Origin of the sequence: Candidatus Enterococcus huntleyi (assembly GCF_009933175.1) — a bacterium.
GTDB lineage: Bacteria > Bacillota > Bacilli > Lactobacillales > Enterococcaceae > Enterococcus_K > Enterococcus_K huntleyi.
Genome location: NZ_MAEJ01000001.1, coordinates 465,567 through 481,342 on the forward strand (window position 1 = coordinate 465,567; position 15,776 = coordinate 481,342).

Consider the following 15,776-nt stretch of genomic DNA (forward strand, 5'->3'; position numbering starts at 1 on the left):
AAAATAACTCTACGTAGTGGAACAGCAATTTAAAGGAAATAGTCCACAGCCTAGAATTGATTTCTGATTTTAGGCTGTGGACTTATTGTGTTATTTTCGATTCAAAAACTCAGTGACTTCAGCAACGAATTCGTCTGAATATTGAAACAAAGAACCGTGTCCAGCATCCTCATAAATGACTAGCTTACTGTGAGGAATCCGTTGAGCAAGGTCATATGAATTTTCAGTTGGCACCATCTTGTCTTCGTCGCCGTTAACAATTAAGGTTGGCTGGCTGATCTGTTCAAGGGGGTCTTTTGGATCTTTGCCCCATTGATGAATGGCTTTCAACTGATTGCGGTAACTACCTAAACCAATTGATTTATCTTTATTTCTTTTCCGAGTTGCTAGTCTTGCTAAGTATTGGCTAGCCTTTTGTTGACTATTTTTACTTGGGGAGAAGAAGAGATAATGTTTTAAATCTTTAAAAGTCACTAGCGATTTGGCCAGTGCACGATTGGTAATTTTGCCAACCTCGGTAATGCCAATCCCACCTTTAGGGCCAGTTCCAACTAAAATTAAGCGATCGACTAAAGCCGGCCGTTCGAGAATCATTTCTTGGACCACCATACCACCCATTGAGAGGCCTAAAAGTGAGACATATTCTAGATTTAATGCATCGATAAAAGCCAAGCCATCAAGCGCCATTTCTTTGATGGTTTTTGGTGTTTTCCCACCAGAAAGTCCAACGCCTTGTCCGTCAAATGCGATTACATGAAAGTTTCGTGCTAAGCCGTCAATGACAGTTGGGTCCCAGTTATCCAACGTTGCAGATAAATGAGTAAATAAAACGAGGGGGATCCCAGTTGTTTGGCCCAGCTCACGATAGACAAAGCTACGACCTGCTTGATCTTTAACGAATAAATTTGGAGCTTCTACGTAATTCATCTGCTTACCTTCTTTCAGATGCATCGATTTTAAGCAAGACTTTTCCTTTAGGATGTCCTGTAGCCACGTGCATCAAGGCTTTGTTAACATCCTCTAAGGTAAATTCAGTTGGATCAATTGCGGGTACTAGTTGTTTTTTTGTCACTAAATCACTAACTGCCATCAGTTGTTTACCGTCAGCACGGACGAACATGAAGCGATACTCGATGTTTTTTTCTTTGGCTTTTTTATCTAGCTTTGCTCCTGCAACACCGAATAAAGCTTGTTTCCATTTCGGGAATTTTTTATCGACAGCGAATTTTTTGTTAGGGCCAGCTTTCAAACTTAATAGACGGCCGCCAGGTTTAATGACTGATAGCTCGTGGTCAAATTCTTCAACGCCCAAGGTATCAATCACGAAATCAACGGGATCTAAGATTTCCCAATAATTTTCTTCTTTGTAATTAATATATCTGTCTGCACCAAGAGCTAAAGTCCGTTCTTTCGCTTCAGGATTGCCTGAAACAATCACGTGTAAGCCCATTTCTTTAGCAATTGGGATCGCCATTTGACCAAAACTGCCTGAGCCACCAGGAATAAAGACTGTTTGTCCAGCGCGCGCTTCAAGTTCTTCGTGTAATCCTTGATAAGCTGTCAGTCCGGTCAGTGGCACGGCTGCACCTGTCGCAAAATCCAAGTGTTCGGGTAAATGCCAGATAGCTGCAGCATCAATCGCAACATATTCAGCAAAAGCGCCAATCTGTTCGATCGGTAAGCGAGCATAGATGGCGTCACCCGTGTTGAAGCCAACGACATTTTTACCGACTTTTTCAATCACGCCAGTCAACTCATTGCCGATTGTCAGAGGCATCTTGTAATCTTGAATTAATTTTACAGCTCCAGTGGTATTCAGAATTTCTAAGGGATTGACTGCGGCGACTTTGACCTTGACCAAGACCTGTTCATCATTGATTTCTGGTACCGGAATTTCGACTATTTCTGCGTTAAATTCTTTTGAGTAGCCTTTAATTTGTGCTGCTTTCATAAATGAGTTCTCCTTTTTAGAACGGTCGTTCTAGTTTATTTTAAAAAAATATAAATGGGTCATGTATTCTATTAGTCAATTAGTATCTGTGAATCATACGATCGTTACCACCACATTAGCTGCAACTAAATCACAGCTAACGTAACAGTAATAATCGATTGTAATTTTTCTTGATCATTGGTAGTTTTGGCTAGGACTCGTAAGCCGACCCAAGCGTTATGTAGATAGGCTGCTAAGTCTTTCAATGATTGCTTAGTTTGGAGTTCGCCGTTTGCTTGTGCATCCACGAGTAATTTGTAGAAAAAGTTTTCTGTTTTATCAAATTGTTTTTGAACAATGGCCGCAACTTCTTCATCTAATAAGGCTAATTCAGTTGCTGAGTTGACGATTAAACAACCGCGAGGCACATCGGTATTTTCTGACAGTACTAAACTAAATAGATGGGTAAACTTTTCTTTAATCGACAGATCCGCTGAAACACTTGTCGCAATTGATTGCTCTAATTCAGAGGAATAACGAGTCAGTGAGCGTAGAAACAACGCATGCTTATCGCCAAAGGTATCATAAATACTCCGACGATGAATGCCCATCCCATCAACTAAATCTTGAATTGAAGTTTTTTCGTAGCCCTTTCTCCAAAAGATGCGCACGGCTTTATCTAAAACAGCCACTTCATCAAATTCTTTTGTTCGTGCCATAACTAGCACCTCCTGCAAACTTATTAGAATGAACGTTCTAATATTAGCAGAGGAATAGAAACTTGTAAATAAAAAAGCTTCAAACGAATACTCGCGGTGGACGATTGATTGTTCTAGCGAAATAAATGACAAATAAAAAAACCTCGATGAACCGGTACGCTCATCGAGGTTTTTTGACATCTAATCTAAAGTTCCAATCATTTCCTGTGCCGATACCGAGCCGTCAGAATTTAGTTTGATGGAAGGAATACCTTCAAACGCAACAATTACGGTTGTTTGTTTTCCTTGTGCTAATATAGCTGGAAAATCGACGGTTACGAGTAATGTATCTGACGTAACTTTTTGATTTTCTTTCACATGAACGTCGATGCCTTGCCCGTTTAATTCGACTGTATCAATACCGATATGGACTAAGACAGCTTGGCCTTTTTTGGTTTCAATTAGGATTGCGTGTTTCGTAGGGAAAATGCTGGTTACTTTGCCATTTACAGGGCTGTAAACCTGATTATTTTCAGGCGCAATCCCGAAGCCATCACCCATCACTTTTGAAGAGAAGACGGGATCATCGACTTTTTCTAGTGGCAATAATTCTCCTTTGACCGGCGCAAAAAATGCTTCTTTTTTCTTAGTGAAAAACATGTGAATCATCCTCCATTATAATTTTTTCAATTTGATTTTATGAACTAGAAAATCACCTTTTGGATTTTCTAAGGCAAGTCCACAGTGAATTAATTCGGATCCGGAGTAAATTTGTTGCGTTTTAGCTTCTTGATAGTAACTAGTAGCCTCAAGAACGGGTAGTTTTATGAGTAAGGATAAATCAAATACTTGGTAGATGTTTCGGAAAACATAGAGTATCACTTCTTCTTGATTGAGAAATAACCAAGCACAAAGATTACTATCAAAAGGTGAGTCCAAGCGATAAAATTTGCCATTCATAAGTAAGGTTCTTTCTTCTTTATATTGCTGGATGTGTTGCTTAACCTGTTCTTTTTCTTCAGTGGATAGCTGAATAATATCCATTTCATAACCCATATTTGTCGAAGAGGCCAGTGCGGCTCTCGTCTCAAATGGAATCAGGCGCTGCGTCTGATGATTCGGCACATCAGAAACGTGACCAGTCATGGAAGAAATCGGGAAAAGATAGCTAGCGCCGTATTGAATTTGTTGCCGGTCTAAGCCATCAGTATTATCGCTAATCCAAGTCTGTGGGAAGTAATAGAGCATCCCTGGATCCAAGCGACCACCGCCACTTGAACAATTTTCAAAAAGGACATTAGGATACGTACTCGTTAGTGTATCAATAATCTGATATAGGCCTAGCATGTAGCGATGACTATATTCTGACGCAGCAAATGTTTGGCTTTGTGAGAAGGGTTCAGTCATGTGCCGATTCATATCCCACTTCACGTAATTTACCCCGAGTTCCGTGATAGTTTTAGCTAAAGTTTCGATGATAAATTGCTGAACTTCAGGATTCGTCAGGTCTAGTATATATTGACTACGGCCTAAAATTGGTTCGTACTCAGCGCTACGCATGACCCATTCAGGATGCTCTCTGATTAATTGGGTATTGGGCGAGATCATCTCAGGTTCAAACCAGATACCAAAGCCAATATTTCTTTGCTTGGCGTAGTCGACTAAAGGTTTGAGTCCGTCGGGGAATTTTTCTTGATCAATAGTCCAATCACCTAAAGAAGTTTTACTGCTATTCCGATTCTGATACCAGCCATCATCGAGGACGACAGTCTCAAAGCCTAGCTCGTCTGCTGCGTCAATTAAGCGCGTGAGCAAGAGAGCATTCACGTCGTAATAAGTCATTTCCCAACTGTTGATTAAGATTGGGCGAGTTTTTTGTTTCCAAGCAGGATGAATCAAATGGTTCGTGAAAAACTGATGGAAATTTTGTGAATTTCCGTTAAATCCTTGGTCACTATAGGAGAGTAGCGCTTGTGGCGAACAAAAAGTTTCATCAGGAGCTAGCTTCCAAGAAAAATTCTGACTATTTAAGCCAATCTGAACACGAAGCTGATTGTATTGGTCACGTTCTAAGGTGATTTCGTGATTGCCGCTGTAAATTAGACTGAGTGCATGAACGTCGCCTTGATGTTCAGTGGCATCTTTTGATAAAGCAAGATACGGCGGATATTGTGGGCTACTAGCGCCTCTGGAACTCCCAATCTGATACAATCCGTGTTGGATAGGACTTCTATTAAGTTGGAATTCTTTTTGATGTGTCCCATAAAAAGTCGTAGACAGCTGTTGCTCATACGGGATATCCAAGGAAGCACTGAGTAATTTTTGAAGTTGAATCGTTTGTTGGCTTTTATTTGTAAGTTGAGAAGAGCGAACAATTATTGGCGAATCTTCAAAAATAGTGTAGAACAAGGCCAACTCCAATTCAGCTATTTGATCATAGAGATAAATAACCAAGGTTTGGCTAAAAGCATCGGTCGCTCTGGCATGAGGGAGATTTGGCAAATCATGAATACCTGTTTTTATCTCGTAGTGTTGATAATGAAAGCGGGTCAAGGTTTCTGAATTCTCTCGTTGAATGGAGATGGCCGAATTTCGGTAGTCCCCTTGGTGCGCAAAAGGGAATTCGAAGGGCAAAAATTCTGGCGAAATTTCCGGTTTCTCAATCAGCGGCGTGGCAGCAAATGTTCTTTTTTTTAGTGGCGGACGGTTGCTAAAGTGATAATCAGTCAATCGTTTGCCCCAATAACGGTGGAGTAAATAAGTCTCTTCGACAATTTCCATTAGATAAGTTGTGGCAGCGTTAGATAGGATAAATAGCTGCTTTTTAGGATCAAATTGAATTAATTCAGTCATAGTTAATGAATATCCTTTCTAAAGTCAGTGGGTGAAATCCCTAACTCCTTTTTGAAAAATTTTGAGAAGGAAAGAGCATCCGAAAAGCCTACAGAGCTTGCGACTAAGTTGATGGGGTCTTGGCTCTCGATTAAAAGCTTTTTGGCTTTATTAATTTTCAGATTCGTTAAGTATTTTTTAGGAGTAATGCCCAGCTCTTCTTTGAACATTGCAGATAAATAGTTCGGGTGAATCCCCACTGAGTAGGCAATATCAGAGATTTGAATGTCGTCGTGATAATGTAAATCCATATACTGCATCGCTTGGAAAGAAGGCGAAGAATTACGATTGTTGACTAAATCAACCTCGCATTCACTCAAAAGGGTACCGACAATATCGTACATAATCCCATTAATTCGATAATAGGAAGACAGACTATTTTGATTCAGCTGCATAATTTCTTCAATTCTTTTTTCATAAAATGTGGCATCTGAACAGTCAATCACAAAATTCGTAGCAGCAGAGTGAATCAAGGCTTGCACAAAATTAAATGATTCAATCCCGGTAAAGCCAATCCAAGAATATTTCCATGGCTCTAAGTCATCGGCTGTGTAAGTCGAGATGACATTTGCGGGAACAATAAAAAATTGATTCTCATGGACAGCGATTTTCTGATCCTCGATTTCTAAGACGCCTTTGCCCTCCTTAACAAAGTGGATAAAATGATAATCGCGTCTTTTCGGACCGTAACTGTGACTAGGCGCGCATGTTTCGATGCCACAGTTATATAAAATGAAGTCGGAGATACTCTTTTTGGAAAAGTCAGTAAATTTATCGGTGTATTCTCTTAGGTTATTATTCATAAATTTCATTATACAGGGTGAAATCGAATAAATGATGTCAATCTTAGAAATTTCCATATTTCTATTAAGTTTTGCCATATTCCGATTCAGTTTGAGAATGGTACTATTTCTTTAGTTCGTTACTTGAAAGCGCATCAAATGATAAATTGGAAAGGGGCTGTTAATAAATTTGAAAAGCGCGTATAAGAATTTATTCCATATAGAACCTGCGGTAGGATTATTGAACGACCCCAATGGATTGATTCAATTTAAAGGGAAATATTATTTTTTTCATCAATGGAATCGTTTTGAGACGACGCATGACTACAAGGAGTGGGGCTTGTTTACTTCCAGTGATTTACTTGATTGGCAGGCACATGGCTCGGCTGTTTTGCCCGATCAAGTGAACGACAAAGATGGTATTTATTCAGGGAGTGCAGTGGAAAAAGACGGGCAACTGTATCTCTTTTATACCGGTAATAGCAAAGAAGAGGACCAGCGAAAAAGCCGTCAAAGGATTGCTTATTCTAAAGATGGTCGAACATTTATTAAGTCAGATACTGTGATAGAGACACCGCTAGGTTTGACGGAGCACCATCGAGACCCGAAAGTTTGGGCGCATGATGGAAAATGGTGGATGATTGTCGGTGCCCAAACAGAGAATAACGAAGGCGCGATTTCCTTATTTGAGTCAGGAAATTTGATAGATTGGACCTATCAAGGACTTTTTTTTACAGATCCTTTATTGGAACAGATGTGTGAGTGTCCTGATACGTTTCATTTAGCAGAGGGCGTTGATTTGTTGCTAGTCTGTCCTCAAAAACGAACGCCAGTGACTGAAGATGATTTGGCGTTAGGGAGTTATTCAGGTTATTTAGTGGGGAAGATTGATTACCAGAACAAAAAGTTTTTGCCAAAAGAAGCTCAATCCTTACAATTGTTGGATCAGGGCTTTGATTTCTATGCGCCTCAGTCATTTATTGATGAGAAAGGTCGTCGAATTCTTGTGGCGTGGATGTCTCGAATGACAGATGAAGAGGAGCAACAGTGTCCGACCATTGAGGAGGGCTATGTTCATTGTCTAACTTTACCGAGAGAGTTGAAGTGGCAAGAGAATCGTCTGTATCAAGTGCCATTAGAGGAATATCAGCAACTGAGAAAAAAACAAGCGGCGTACCACCAACAGTCAGCTGTCATAAAAAATTCACAGCCAATCTATGAACTACTGGTTAAATTTGACAACCAAACAGCACCATTTACACTGACCTTTAATGCGGGTGGAAATCAACTTCGCTATCAAGAGGGACAGCTAGAAATCAGTCGAATTAATTGGGTATCTGGGGAAAATGAAATGAAAAAGTTCGCAATTGATCAATTAACTAGCCTGCAGATTTTTAATGACGGCTCAGCTGTAGAAGTATTTATTAATGAAGGACAGTATGTCTTTTCGATGAGAAATTTTTGCAATTATTCAACAAGAGATATTACGTATGAAAATTTAGGTCACAACGGCTCAATTATGTTTTATACTTATTAGGGGGAAAATAAATGAACTATAAAGAGAGTGCACAAAAAATATTAGAATTCGTTGGCGGAGCAGAGAATGTTCAATCTGTGACACATTGTTCGACAAGATTACGAATTATTATTAAGGATCAAGAAAAGATTGATGTCAAAGAAGTTGAAGCATTAGATAAAGTGTCAGGTAGCTTCTTCAATTTTGGCCAATACCAAATTATTTTAGGGACAGGCGTGGTTAATAAAGTCTATGAAGAATTTGCGCCACTTGTTGATGGTCAAACAGCCAATTCAACTGAAGAGACTGAGGAAAAACAGAAGATGACTTTCCAACGAGCGATTAGAATATTTGGCGATGTTTTTGTTCCGATTATTCCTGTCTTAGTCGCAACTGGTTTATTCATGGGATTACGGGGATTGTTGACACAAGAAGCGGTTCTGGGAGTTGTTGGACTGACACCAGAAGATATTCCGCAACAATTTTTATTATTCACACAAATTTTAACGGATACAGCCTTTGCCTTTTTGCCTGCATTAGTGGCTTGGTCAACCTTCAGAATTTTTGGTGGGACACCGATTTTAGGGATTGTTTTAGGTTTAATGCTCGTCAATTCAGTGTTACCTAATGCGTATGAGGTTGGTCAACAGGCAGCTGAACCACTTGTATTCTTTGGCTTCATAAAAGTGGTAGGCTACCAAGGGTCAGTACTGCCAGCCTTTGTTACCGGGATTTTAGGATCTAAGATTGAGATTTTCTTACGCAAACGAATCCCTAATTCATTGGATTTAATTTTGACGCCGTTTTTAACTTTATTGATTGGCTTAACTCTGGCGTTATTTATTGTTGGTCCCATATTCCACGAGGTCGAGATTGGCGTCTTACATGCGGTTGAGTTTCTCTTAAATCTGCCGTTTGGGATTGGCGGTTTAGTCTACGGTAGCTTTGGTCAGTTATTAGGTATATTTGGGATTCACCATATTCTAAACTTTTTAGAGATTAGCATGTTGGCTCAAGATGGATGGAATTATTTGAATCCAATCGGGACGTGCGGAAACATGGCGCAAGCAGGAGCTGTACTAGCAGTTGCAATCAAAACGATTTCGCCAAAAATGAAGCAAATTGCTTTTCCATCAGCACTTTCAGCTATGTTAGGAATTACTGAACCAGCTGTATTCGGGGTAACTTTACGCTTAGTGAAACCCTTTGTTATGTCAATGATTGGTGGTGGAGTCGGCGGTTTCCTAGCCTCAATCTTCAACCTACGAGCAAACGGCATGGCCTTGACTGGTATTCCTGGCACGTTGCTATATCTTAATGAACAATTGCCATTATATCTTTTAGTTAACCTAGTAGCATTCGGTGTTGCATTTGGCTTAACTTGGACAATTGGTTACAAGAAAGAGCAAGAATTATAAGCGAAGACTTACTAGTGAAGTCGTTTGATGAATTGAAACTAGCGAAATAAAGAGGAACACATGGATGAGGATAACTACTTGTCTATGTGTTTTTTTATATAGAAAGGAATCCGTGGATAAAAAAACTCTCAAATCTGTGGCAGCTGTCAGTAGAAATATATTCTACTAACAGACTCCTCAGATTTGAGAGAGTTGATATATTTGTTATTTATGTTACAAAAATCAGCGATTGTAAGCCTGGTTTTACCCCTTAACCAATTTTCCACGTAGTCGATTCGAGATAACTTCGACGATTAGGATCAGCACAATCAAACCAATCAGGATTGAGCCGACTTGGTTCCAACGGTAAGAGTTCATGGCGAAAATTAATGGTGAACCAATCCCGCCAGCACCGACTAATCCGAGGATTGTTGCGTCACGTAGGTTCATATCAAACCGATAAATCGTAATCGATGTGAAGTTAGCAATCAGCTGGGGAATGATCCCAAAGCGAATTTTTTCAAACGTGGTACAGCCCATTGAGTCCATGGCTTCCAAGATGCCAACATCGATATCTTCGATGACATCAACATAAAGTTTTGAGACCATCCCGATAGAAGTCAGAGACATCGTCATCACCCCGGCGAAAGGTCCAGGTCCGGTCACGCGGACAAACATCAAGCCGTAAACAAGCGCTGGAATCGTCCGAATCACAATCACAAAAAAGCGCATCAACAAGTAGACTGGTTTTGGCACAACGCTTGGAGCCATTAAGAAGGCTACTGGGATGGATAGAATCGCGCCAAATATTGTTCCTAAAAAGGCGATACAGATTGTTTCAAATAAAAGATAAAAGACACCTTGGTCGGTGAAGTTCCATAATAAATCCATATCTGGCTGTAAAATTCCTAGAACGATTTTTCCAGCAATCTTTAGACCGCCATCATCGGTTGCATTGAATTGAATGGCAGAAAGTGACCAGATTAAGGCAGCAAGGATAAGAATGGCTAACAAGGCGTATTGTTTTTTCTTTGATGGTTCTTCATTTAGCTTTGTGCTAATTACATCATGCATACAAATTCTCCTTGATTATTGTAGTTTTTTTCGACAGTATTCACTGATGATTTCAATCAGCCCAACCGTGATGACTAAGACGACTAAAATCATACCCACATTGCCATATTCACGCCAGCCGAGTTGTTCATTTAAAATGATTCCCAAACCACCGGCACCAACATATCCTAAAATAGATGCGTAGCGCAGATTTCCTTCGAAGTTGAAGATTGAAGTTGACAGAAAGGTAGGCAAAATTTCTGGAATGACTGCATAACGGAAAGCCTGTAATTTGCTTAAGCCCATCGATTCTAAGGCTTCAAATGTTTGCATATTCAATGACTCAATCTGTTCATAAGTCAGTTTTCCAACATAGGCAATCGTGAAAATGAAAATGGCTAATGTTCCGGCCATCGTGCCTAAGCCGAAGATGAAGGTGGCAATTAGGGCAGTCACAATCGTTGGAAGTGTCCGTAAAATACTTAATAATAATTTGAAGATGGCATTAATAATTTTCGATTTGATAATTGTCGAAGAGGCTAATATTGCTAAAGGAATTGCGACAATTGCACCGGCTAATGAGCCTAGTAACGACATTTTAATCGTATCAAATAAGGGTTGCCAAACGCGTGTTAAAAAGTCTGTATCAGGCGGAAACATGTCTTTTAAAATAACAAAGAATTGATGTCCACGTGAGACCAATACAGAAAACTCGAAATCGGTCACTCGCATGGCGATAACGGTAAAAATCAGCACTAATAAAATAACGAAAGGCAGGTTGGAACGTTTCTCAGTCACTGTTTTTCCGTTAGGTAGTGTAATGACTTTACTTTTTAGCATGATCATTTCCTTCCTCTAAATAAATATGATCCAAGATGTCTTGTGTGACCTCTTTTGCGGAACCATCATAGACGATTTCACCTTTTCTAATACCAATAATTCGATCAGCGTATTCTAGCGCCAAATCAACATGGTGAATATTCAGTAGAATCGAAATATCGAAGTCTTTGTTGATCCGTTTGAAGTCTTCCATAACGACTTTTGCAGTGACTGGGTCTAAGGCAGCAACAGGTTCATCGGCTAAAATAATCCCAGGATTGCCGACAAGTGTTCTTGCTAAAGCGACCCGCTGCTGTTGACCACCAGAAAGTTGATCAACTCGGATATAGGCTTTGTCTAAAATACCGACATTGTCTAAGGCTTGTAGGCTAGCAATTTTTGCTTCTTCCGGGAAAATCCCTAGAAGACGACGCCACCATGAGAGTTCAGGGACAGAGCTGACCAAGACATTTTTGATGACTGTGCCACGTGTGATTAAGTTAAAGGATTGGAAAATCATTCCAATCTTTCGACGAAATGCGCGAACTTCTTTGCCTTTAAGATTGGCTACATTTGTTTCATTGACGGTTAATGACCCGCCAGTAATATCGTGCATTTTATTGACGCAACGCAACAATGTCGATTTCCCGGCACCAGAGAGACCGATGATTGCTACGAACTCACCCTGTTGGATTTCGACATTAATATCCTTCAAACCAACATGTCCATTGGGATAGAGCTTTTGGACATTTTCAAATTTAATCATGATATGATCCTTTCTTCTGTTAAAAATAAAGGTTGGAATAAAAGAGCTAATTGAGCCACTTTTTATCCCAACCAAATTAGTTGCTGTTATTCTTGAATCGCTTTTTGTGCTTTGCGTTCGTTGTCGTAATCTTTAGAAGTGGTTTCTTTATAGCCTTCATGTGAGTAGATTGCGATGACTTCTTTGCCTTCTTCACTCTCACCAATTGCGATAAAGGCTTTTTGTAGAGCCGCTTTTAAATCATCATTCATTGTTTCAGAATTTTTGCTAACTGAGATTGTGTCGTTATAGATGGCAGGTGTTACGCCAATAACGTTTGTTTCATCCCAGATTGATTTGTCGCGTGAATATTCTTCTGTCCAATTTTTTTCAAAATCACGACGAGCATCTGCATAAGCTAGAACGACATCGACTTGACCAGAAGCTAGGCGGGCAAACGCGCTACCATATGAGTCAGATTGAACAATATTTTTTAAATCAGATAAGTTTTTGTCATAATTTTCTTTTAACCATAAGCCTGGGTAAATGTAACCAGCTGGTGAAGAAGAGCTCATAACACTCCAAGAAGCACCATTTAAATCATCCCAAGTTACTTCTTCGCCGTTGTTAACTTTTTCAGCTAATGCTTGACCTTTAGAAGAAGGACCAGCAATCATTAGCGCACGGTAAGATTCTGTTTGTTTATCCGTTGGTGCAGTTGGTTTATTTTCATTCCATTCAACCGGGTTGTCACTATCAATAGAAAGTCCTGCACGAGTTGCTGTTAAAATGACATCTGCGCCATCATCGTACAATACGTAGGTCCCTCCAGGAATAAATCCAACGTCTAAGGTTCCAGCAGAAAGAGATTCGCCGACTGCTTCATAGTTTGTTCCAACAGTGATATCGACATCTTTAATGTCATATCCTTGGTTTTTCATTTCTTTGATCAGCATATCTTTCAATGGTTTTGTTGCAGAAACAATTTCTTCAGGATCACGAGAAGGTACAAAGCCGATCGATAATTTATCGATTGTTTTATTACCATCTGCATCTGTTTTATCCTTGTCACTTGAACCACCGCAAGCTGTCAACATCAATGACAAGCCTAAGATACCTGCAAAACCTAAAACTTTTTTGAACACGTCTTTTCCCCCTAAAATAGTTAAAAAAATTATTTTTTAGAACCTAGCAATTATAACACTAAGTAAAGGAAGTTGGCGATAGAAACACAAAAAAATATTCAGTAAATTTAACCGAATTTTTCATGAAAACAAGTGAAGAAATACACAATTAATCATGGAATAAAAAACAGGGAGAGGGTGGGAAGTTGATTAACCAATAAAGAGTAATGTGGCAGGGGATTTTCAGCCAGTTCAATAGAAAAGAGCAATTAAAATCCAAAAGGACTTTAACTGCTCATTCTCTTTTTATTTTGTTAGCTATTCTAGTTTTCTTGTCTATAGTAGCCTTCTACTTAATCAACAGATCGACATCATAATCAAAGCCATTCTCATCACTGAGCTGTTTATAGAATTCGCCACTTTTCTTAATTGTTCTTTTTTGCGTAGCGAGGTCTAATGAGACGAGGCCATAGCGATTTTTATAGGCGTTGATCCATGACCAACAATCGATAAATGTCCAAAGGTGATAGCCTTTAATGTTGCAGCCATCCTCAATTGCTTGCCACAAATAAGCAAGGTGGTCTTTGATAAATTCAATTCGATAGTCATCAATCACTTGGCCAGACTCATCCATAAAACGTTCCTCATTAGCGACACCCATGCCGTTTTCAGAAATGAAGGCTTCGATGTTGCCGTAATTATTTTTAATATCCAGACACAGGTCATATATGCCTTTTTCATAAATTTCCCAGCCACGATACTCATTCATCCGACGGCCAGGCATAATATGATTTTCAAAGAACCACTCTGGTAAAAATGGGCTCTCTGGATTTACTGCTGAGGTCCGAGCTTTGACACGGCGCGGTTCATAATAGTTTAAACCTAAAATTTGAGCAGTATTTTCACTAATTATTGCCAGGTCAGCTTCTGTGTAATCTGCAGGTAGCTGATCATGTGTTTTCAATAATTCAACTAAGGCGGGCGGGAAAGTCCCTTTCACCATCGGGTCTAAGAAGCTACGCGTGTAGAATAGATCCGCGATGGTCGCCGCATTGACGTCAGCTGGATTTTGGCTGCGTGGAAAAGCCGGACTTAAATTCAAGATGACGCCAATTTTACTAGTAAGCCCGTGCTTTTTAAATGCTTGAATGGCTTTTGCATGCGCTAATATCGTAAAGAAGGCCGCTTGAGCACCACGTTTAAAGTCAATGATATTTGGGTAATGGAAGTCTTCCAAATAAGAGCCTAAGATGGGGCCTAATGGTTCATTGAAGGTAAACCAATGATAGACTAAATCTCCAAATTCTTTGAAACAAGTATCGGCAAAACGAACATAAGCATCCACGACTTCGCGAGATTCCCAACCACCCTTGTCTTGCAATTTTGCGGGCATATCAAAGTGATATAGATTGGCAAAAACTTTAATCCCGTTACTCTTCATTTCTGTAAATAAGTCTCTATAGAAGGCAATCGCTTTTGGATTGACTGCACCAATGCCATCCTCAGGGAACATTCTAGCCCAAGAAATGGAAACACGAAATGAGTTATGTCCAGTCTCTTTCATTAATTGGACGTCTTCCTTATAGCAATGGATATGGTCGGTTGTAATAGATGAATCAATGCGATTATAAAAACGGCAAGGTTGTTCAGTGTACCAACGTTCCCAAACAGTTTCTGCTTTGCCAGTTTCCCCACGACCTTCAGCTTGTTCTGCTGACCATGCAGAGCCCCACCAAAAGTTTTCTGGGAAAGTTAGTTTTTGTGTAGTTGTCATGTCAAAATCCCTCCTTATTCAGCCATATCATACCACTCATTTTTATAAAAATAAATAGTTTTAGTTAAAAATATATATCTTTTTAAATGATGTATAATTTTATGGTGGTTTTTACTATCTAATTTGTGGTAAAGTATAGATGAGTCTATAGTTTTTAACTGGAGGGGCTAGAGTGAAAAAAATTGCAAAATATATGGAAATTTATTTAGATATAAAAAAGAAAATACTGAATGACCACTATCAGATTGGCGAGAAGCTGCCAACCGGGGACGAGTTAGCTAAAGAATACCAAGCCAGTAAATTGACCGTCAAAAAGGGCATAGATTTACTAGTTTCTGAAGGTATCCTTAGAAGCCGTAGTGGTTTTGGGACAGAAGTTTTGCGAAAACCCATCGACAATTCAAAGGTATTTGGTCCCAATGAAGGCTTATTCAGTGTCGTTGGTGAAGAACATGTCGACTCAGAAATCCATACGTTCTCTATAGAATTACCAACAAAGGAAGTGGCTGAAAAGCTCGAGATAAGTGAAAAAGATTATGTCTATAATATTATTCGTAGTCGTTTTATTGATCACCAGCCTTATTCAATCGAACAAACCTTTATGCCACTCGCTGTGATTCCTGGATTAGAACCTAAGCACCTGAAGAAGTCTGTGTATTCATATATTACGAATGATTTAGGATTAGAGATTAAAACTTCTCATATTTGGATAAAGGGCGATGTCGCCAATGAATTCGATGCGCGCATCTTAAATATAGAGCCTGGAGAATTCATGATTGAAGTCGATAAGGTGGTCTCTCTGTTATCTGGGACACCATTTGAATATTCTTTATCTCGACACATTTATAAAGATTTTGTGTTCGAAGCAGTTTTTGTAGAAAAATAAAAGGTCGTGACAGAAGCTATTTCTGGGACGCCGTATATCTAAAAAAATGGTCAAAATAAAAGTTCAAAGTCACTGGCTTTGAACTTTTATTCTTTCGATATATTAAAAGTATATAATTTTATAAAAAGATATTTACTTTTAATAAAAACTGATGTATTAT

General features: G+C 39.3%; 14 protein-coding genes. 3 read left to right on the forward strand and 11 right to left on the reverse strand.

What is annotated here, in order from left to right:
• Positions 1 to 90: 90 nt before the first annotated feature.
• From BAU15_RS01940 to BAU15_RS01965, 6 genes are all read right to left on the reverse strand, one after another.
• Positions 91 to 927 carry an alpha/beta fold hydrolase gene (locus BAU15_RS01940; RefSeq protein WP_161841056.1) on the reverse strand — a complete coding sequence of 279 codons (837 nt, stop codon included), beginning with the start codon at positions 925 to 927 and terminating at the stop codon, positions 91 to 93.
• A 4-nt stretch (positions 928 to 931) separates the two neighbouring features.
• On the reverse strand, positions 932 to 1,951 hold the full coding sequence (locus tag BAU15_RS01945) for an NADP-dependent oxidoreductase (RefSeq protein WP_161841057.1): 1,020 nt from the start codon (positions 1,949 to 1,951) through the stop codon (positions 932 to 934).
• Positions 1,952 to 2,076: 125 nt separating this feature from the next.
• On the reverse strand, positions 2,077 to 2,649 hold the full coding sequence (locus BAU15_RS01950) for a TetR/AcrR family transcriptional regulator (protein ID WP_161841058.1): 573 nt from the start codon (positions 2,647 to 2,649) through the stop codon (positions 2,077 to 2,079).
• A 180-nt stretch (positions 2,650 to 2,829) separates the two neighbouring features.
• Positions 2,830 to 3,288, reverse strand: a complete 459-nt coding sequence (locus BAU15_RS01955; protein WP_161841059.1) for a PTS sugar transporter subunit IIA — start codon at positions 3,286 to 3,288, stop codon at positions 2,830 to 2,832.
• Between the two features lie 15 nt (positions 3,289 to 3,303).
• Positions 3,304 to 5,481 (reverse strand): alpha-galactosidase, encoded by a 2,178-nt coding sequence (locus BAU15_RS01960; RefSeq protein WP_161841060.1) that lies wholly within the window; start codon positions 5,479 to 5,481, stop codon positions 3,304 to 3,306.
• Between the two features lie 2 nt (positions 5,482 to 5,483).
• The gene (locus BAU15_RS01965) at positions 5,484 to 6,323 is read right to left on the reverse strand and encodes an AraC family transcriptional regulator (RefSeq protein ID WP_161841061.1); all 840 of its coding nucleotides are present in this window, start codon (positions 6,321 to 6,323) and stop codon (positions 5,484 to 5,486) included.
• A 169-nt stretch (positions 6,324 to 6,492) separates the two neighbouring features.
• On the opposite strand from BAU15_RS01965, the gene BAU15_RS01970 reads away from it, so the two are divergent.
• Positions 6,493 to 7,839, forward strand: a complete 1,347-nt coding sequence (locus BAU15_RS01970) for a glycoside hydrolase family 32 protein (RefSeq protein ID WP_161841062.1) — start codon at positions 6,493 to 6,495, stop codon at positions 7,837 to 7,839.
• Between the two features lie 11 nt (positions 7,840 to 7,850).
• On the forward strand, positions 7,851 to 9,236 hold the full coding sequence (locus tag BAU15_RS01975; RefSeq protein WP_161841063.1) for a PTS transporter subunit EIIC: 1,386 nt from the start codon (positions 7,851 to 7,853) through the stop codon (positions 9,234 to 9,236).
• A 243-nt stretch (positions 9,237 to 9,479) separates the two neighbouring features.
• On the opposite strand, the gene phnE (BAU15_RS01980) is transcribed toward BAU15_RS01975, so the two are convergent.
• The 5 genes from phnE (BAU15_RS01980) to BAU15_RS02000 all read right to left on the reverse strand — a co-directional run bounded on the left by phnE (BAU15_RS01980) (position 9,480) and on the right by BAU15_RS02000 (position 14,730).
• Entirely contained in the window at positions 9,480 to 10,289 is an 810-nt protein-coding gene (phnE, locus tag BAU15_RS01980; RefSeq protein ID WP_161841064.1) for a phosphonate ABC transporter, permease protein PhnE, read from the reverse strand.
• Between the two features lie 15 nt (positions 10,290 to 10,304).
• The gene (phnE, locus tag BAU15_RS01985) at positions 10,305 to 11,114 is read right to left on the reverse strand and encodes a phosphonate ABC transporter, permease protein PhnE (RefSeq protein ID WP_161841065.1); all 810 of its coding nucleotides are present in this window, start codon (positions 11,112 to 11,114) and stop codon (positions 10,305 to 10,307) included.
• Entirely contained in the window at positions 11,095 to 11,853 is a 759-nt protein-coding gene (gene phnC, locus BAU15_RS01990; RefSeq protein ID WP_161841066.1) for a phosphonate ABC transporter ATP-binding protein, read from the reverse strand. Before phnC ends, phnE (BAU15_RS01985) begins: the two co-directional genes overlap by 20 nt.
• Before the next feature lie 86 nt (positions 11,854 to 11,939).
• Positions 11,940 to 12,977 (reverse strand): phosphate/phosphite/phosphonate ABC transporter substrate-binding protein, encoded by a 1,038-nt coding sequence (locus BAU15_RS01995; protein ID WP_161841067.1) that lies wholly within the window; start codon positions 12,975 to 12,977, stop codon positions 11,940 to 11,942.
• A gap of 328 nt (positions 12,978 to 13,305) precedes the next feature.
• The gene (locus tag BAU15_RS02000) at positions 13,306 to 14,730 is read right to left on the reverse strand and encodes a glycoside hydrolase family 1 protein (RefSeq protein WP_161841068.1); all 1,425 of its coding nucleotides are present in this window, start codon (positions 14,728 to 14,730) and stop codon (positions 13,306 to 13,308) included.
• 172 nt (positions 14,731 to 14,902) lie between these two features.
• Here BAU15_RS02000 and BAU15_RS02005 point away from each other — a divergent pair, with 172 nt between their 5' ends.
• Positions 14,903 to 15,616: a GntR family transcriptional regulator gene (locus BAU15_RS02005; RefSeq protein WP_161841069.1), complete on the forward strand. Its 714-nt coding sequence runs from the start codon at positions 14,903 to 14,905 to the stop codon at positions 15,614 to 15,616.
• Positions 15,617 to 15,776 lie beyond the last annotated feature (160 nt).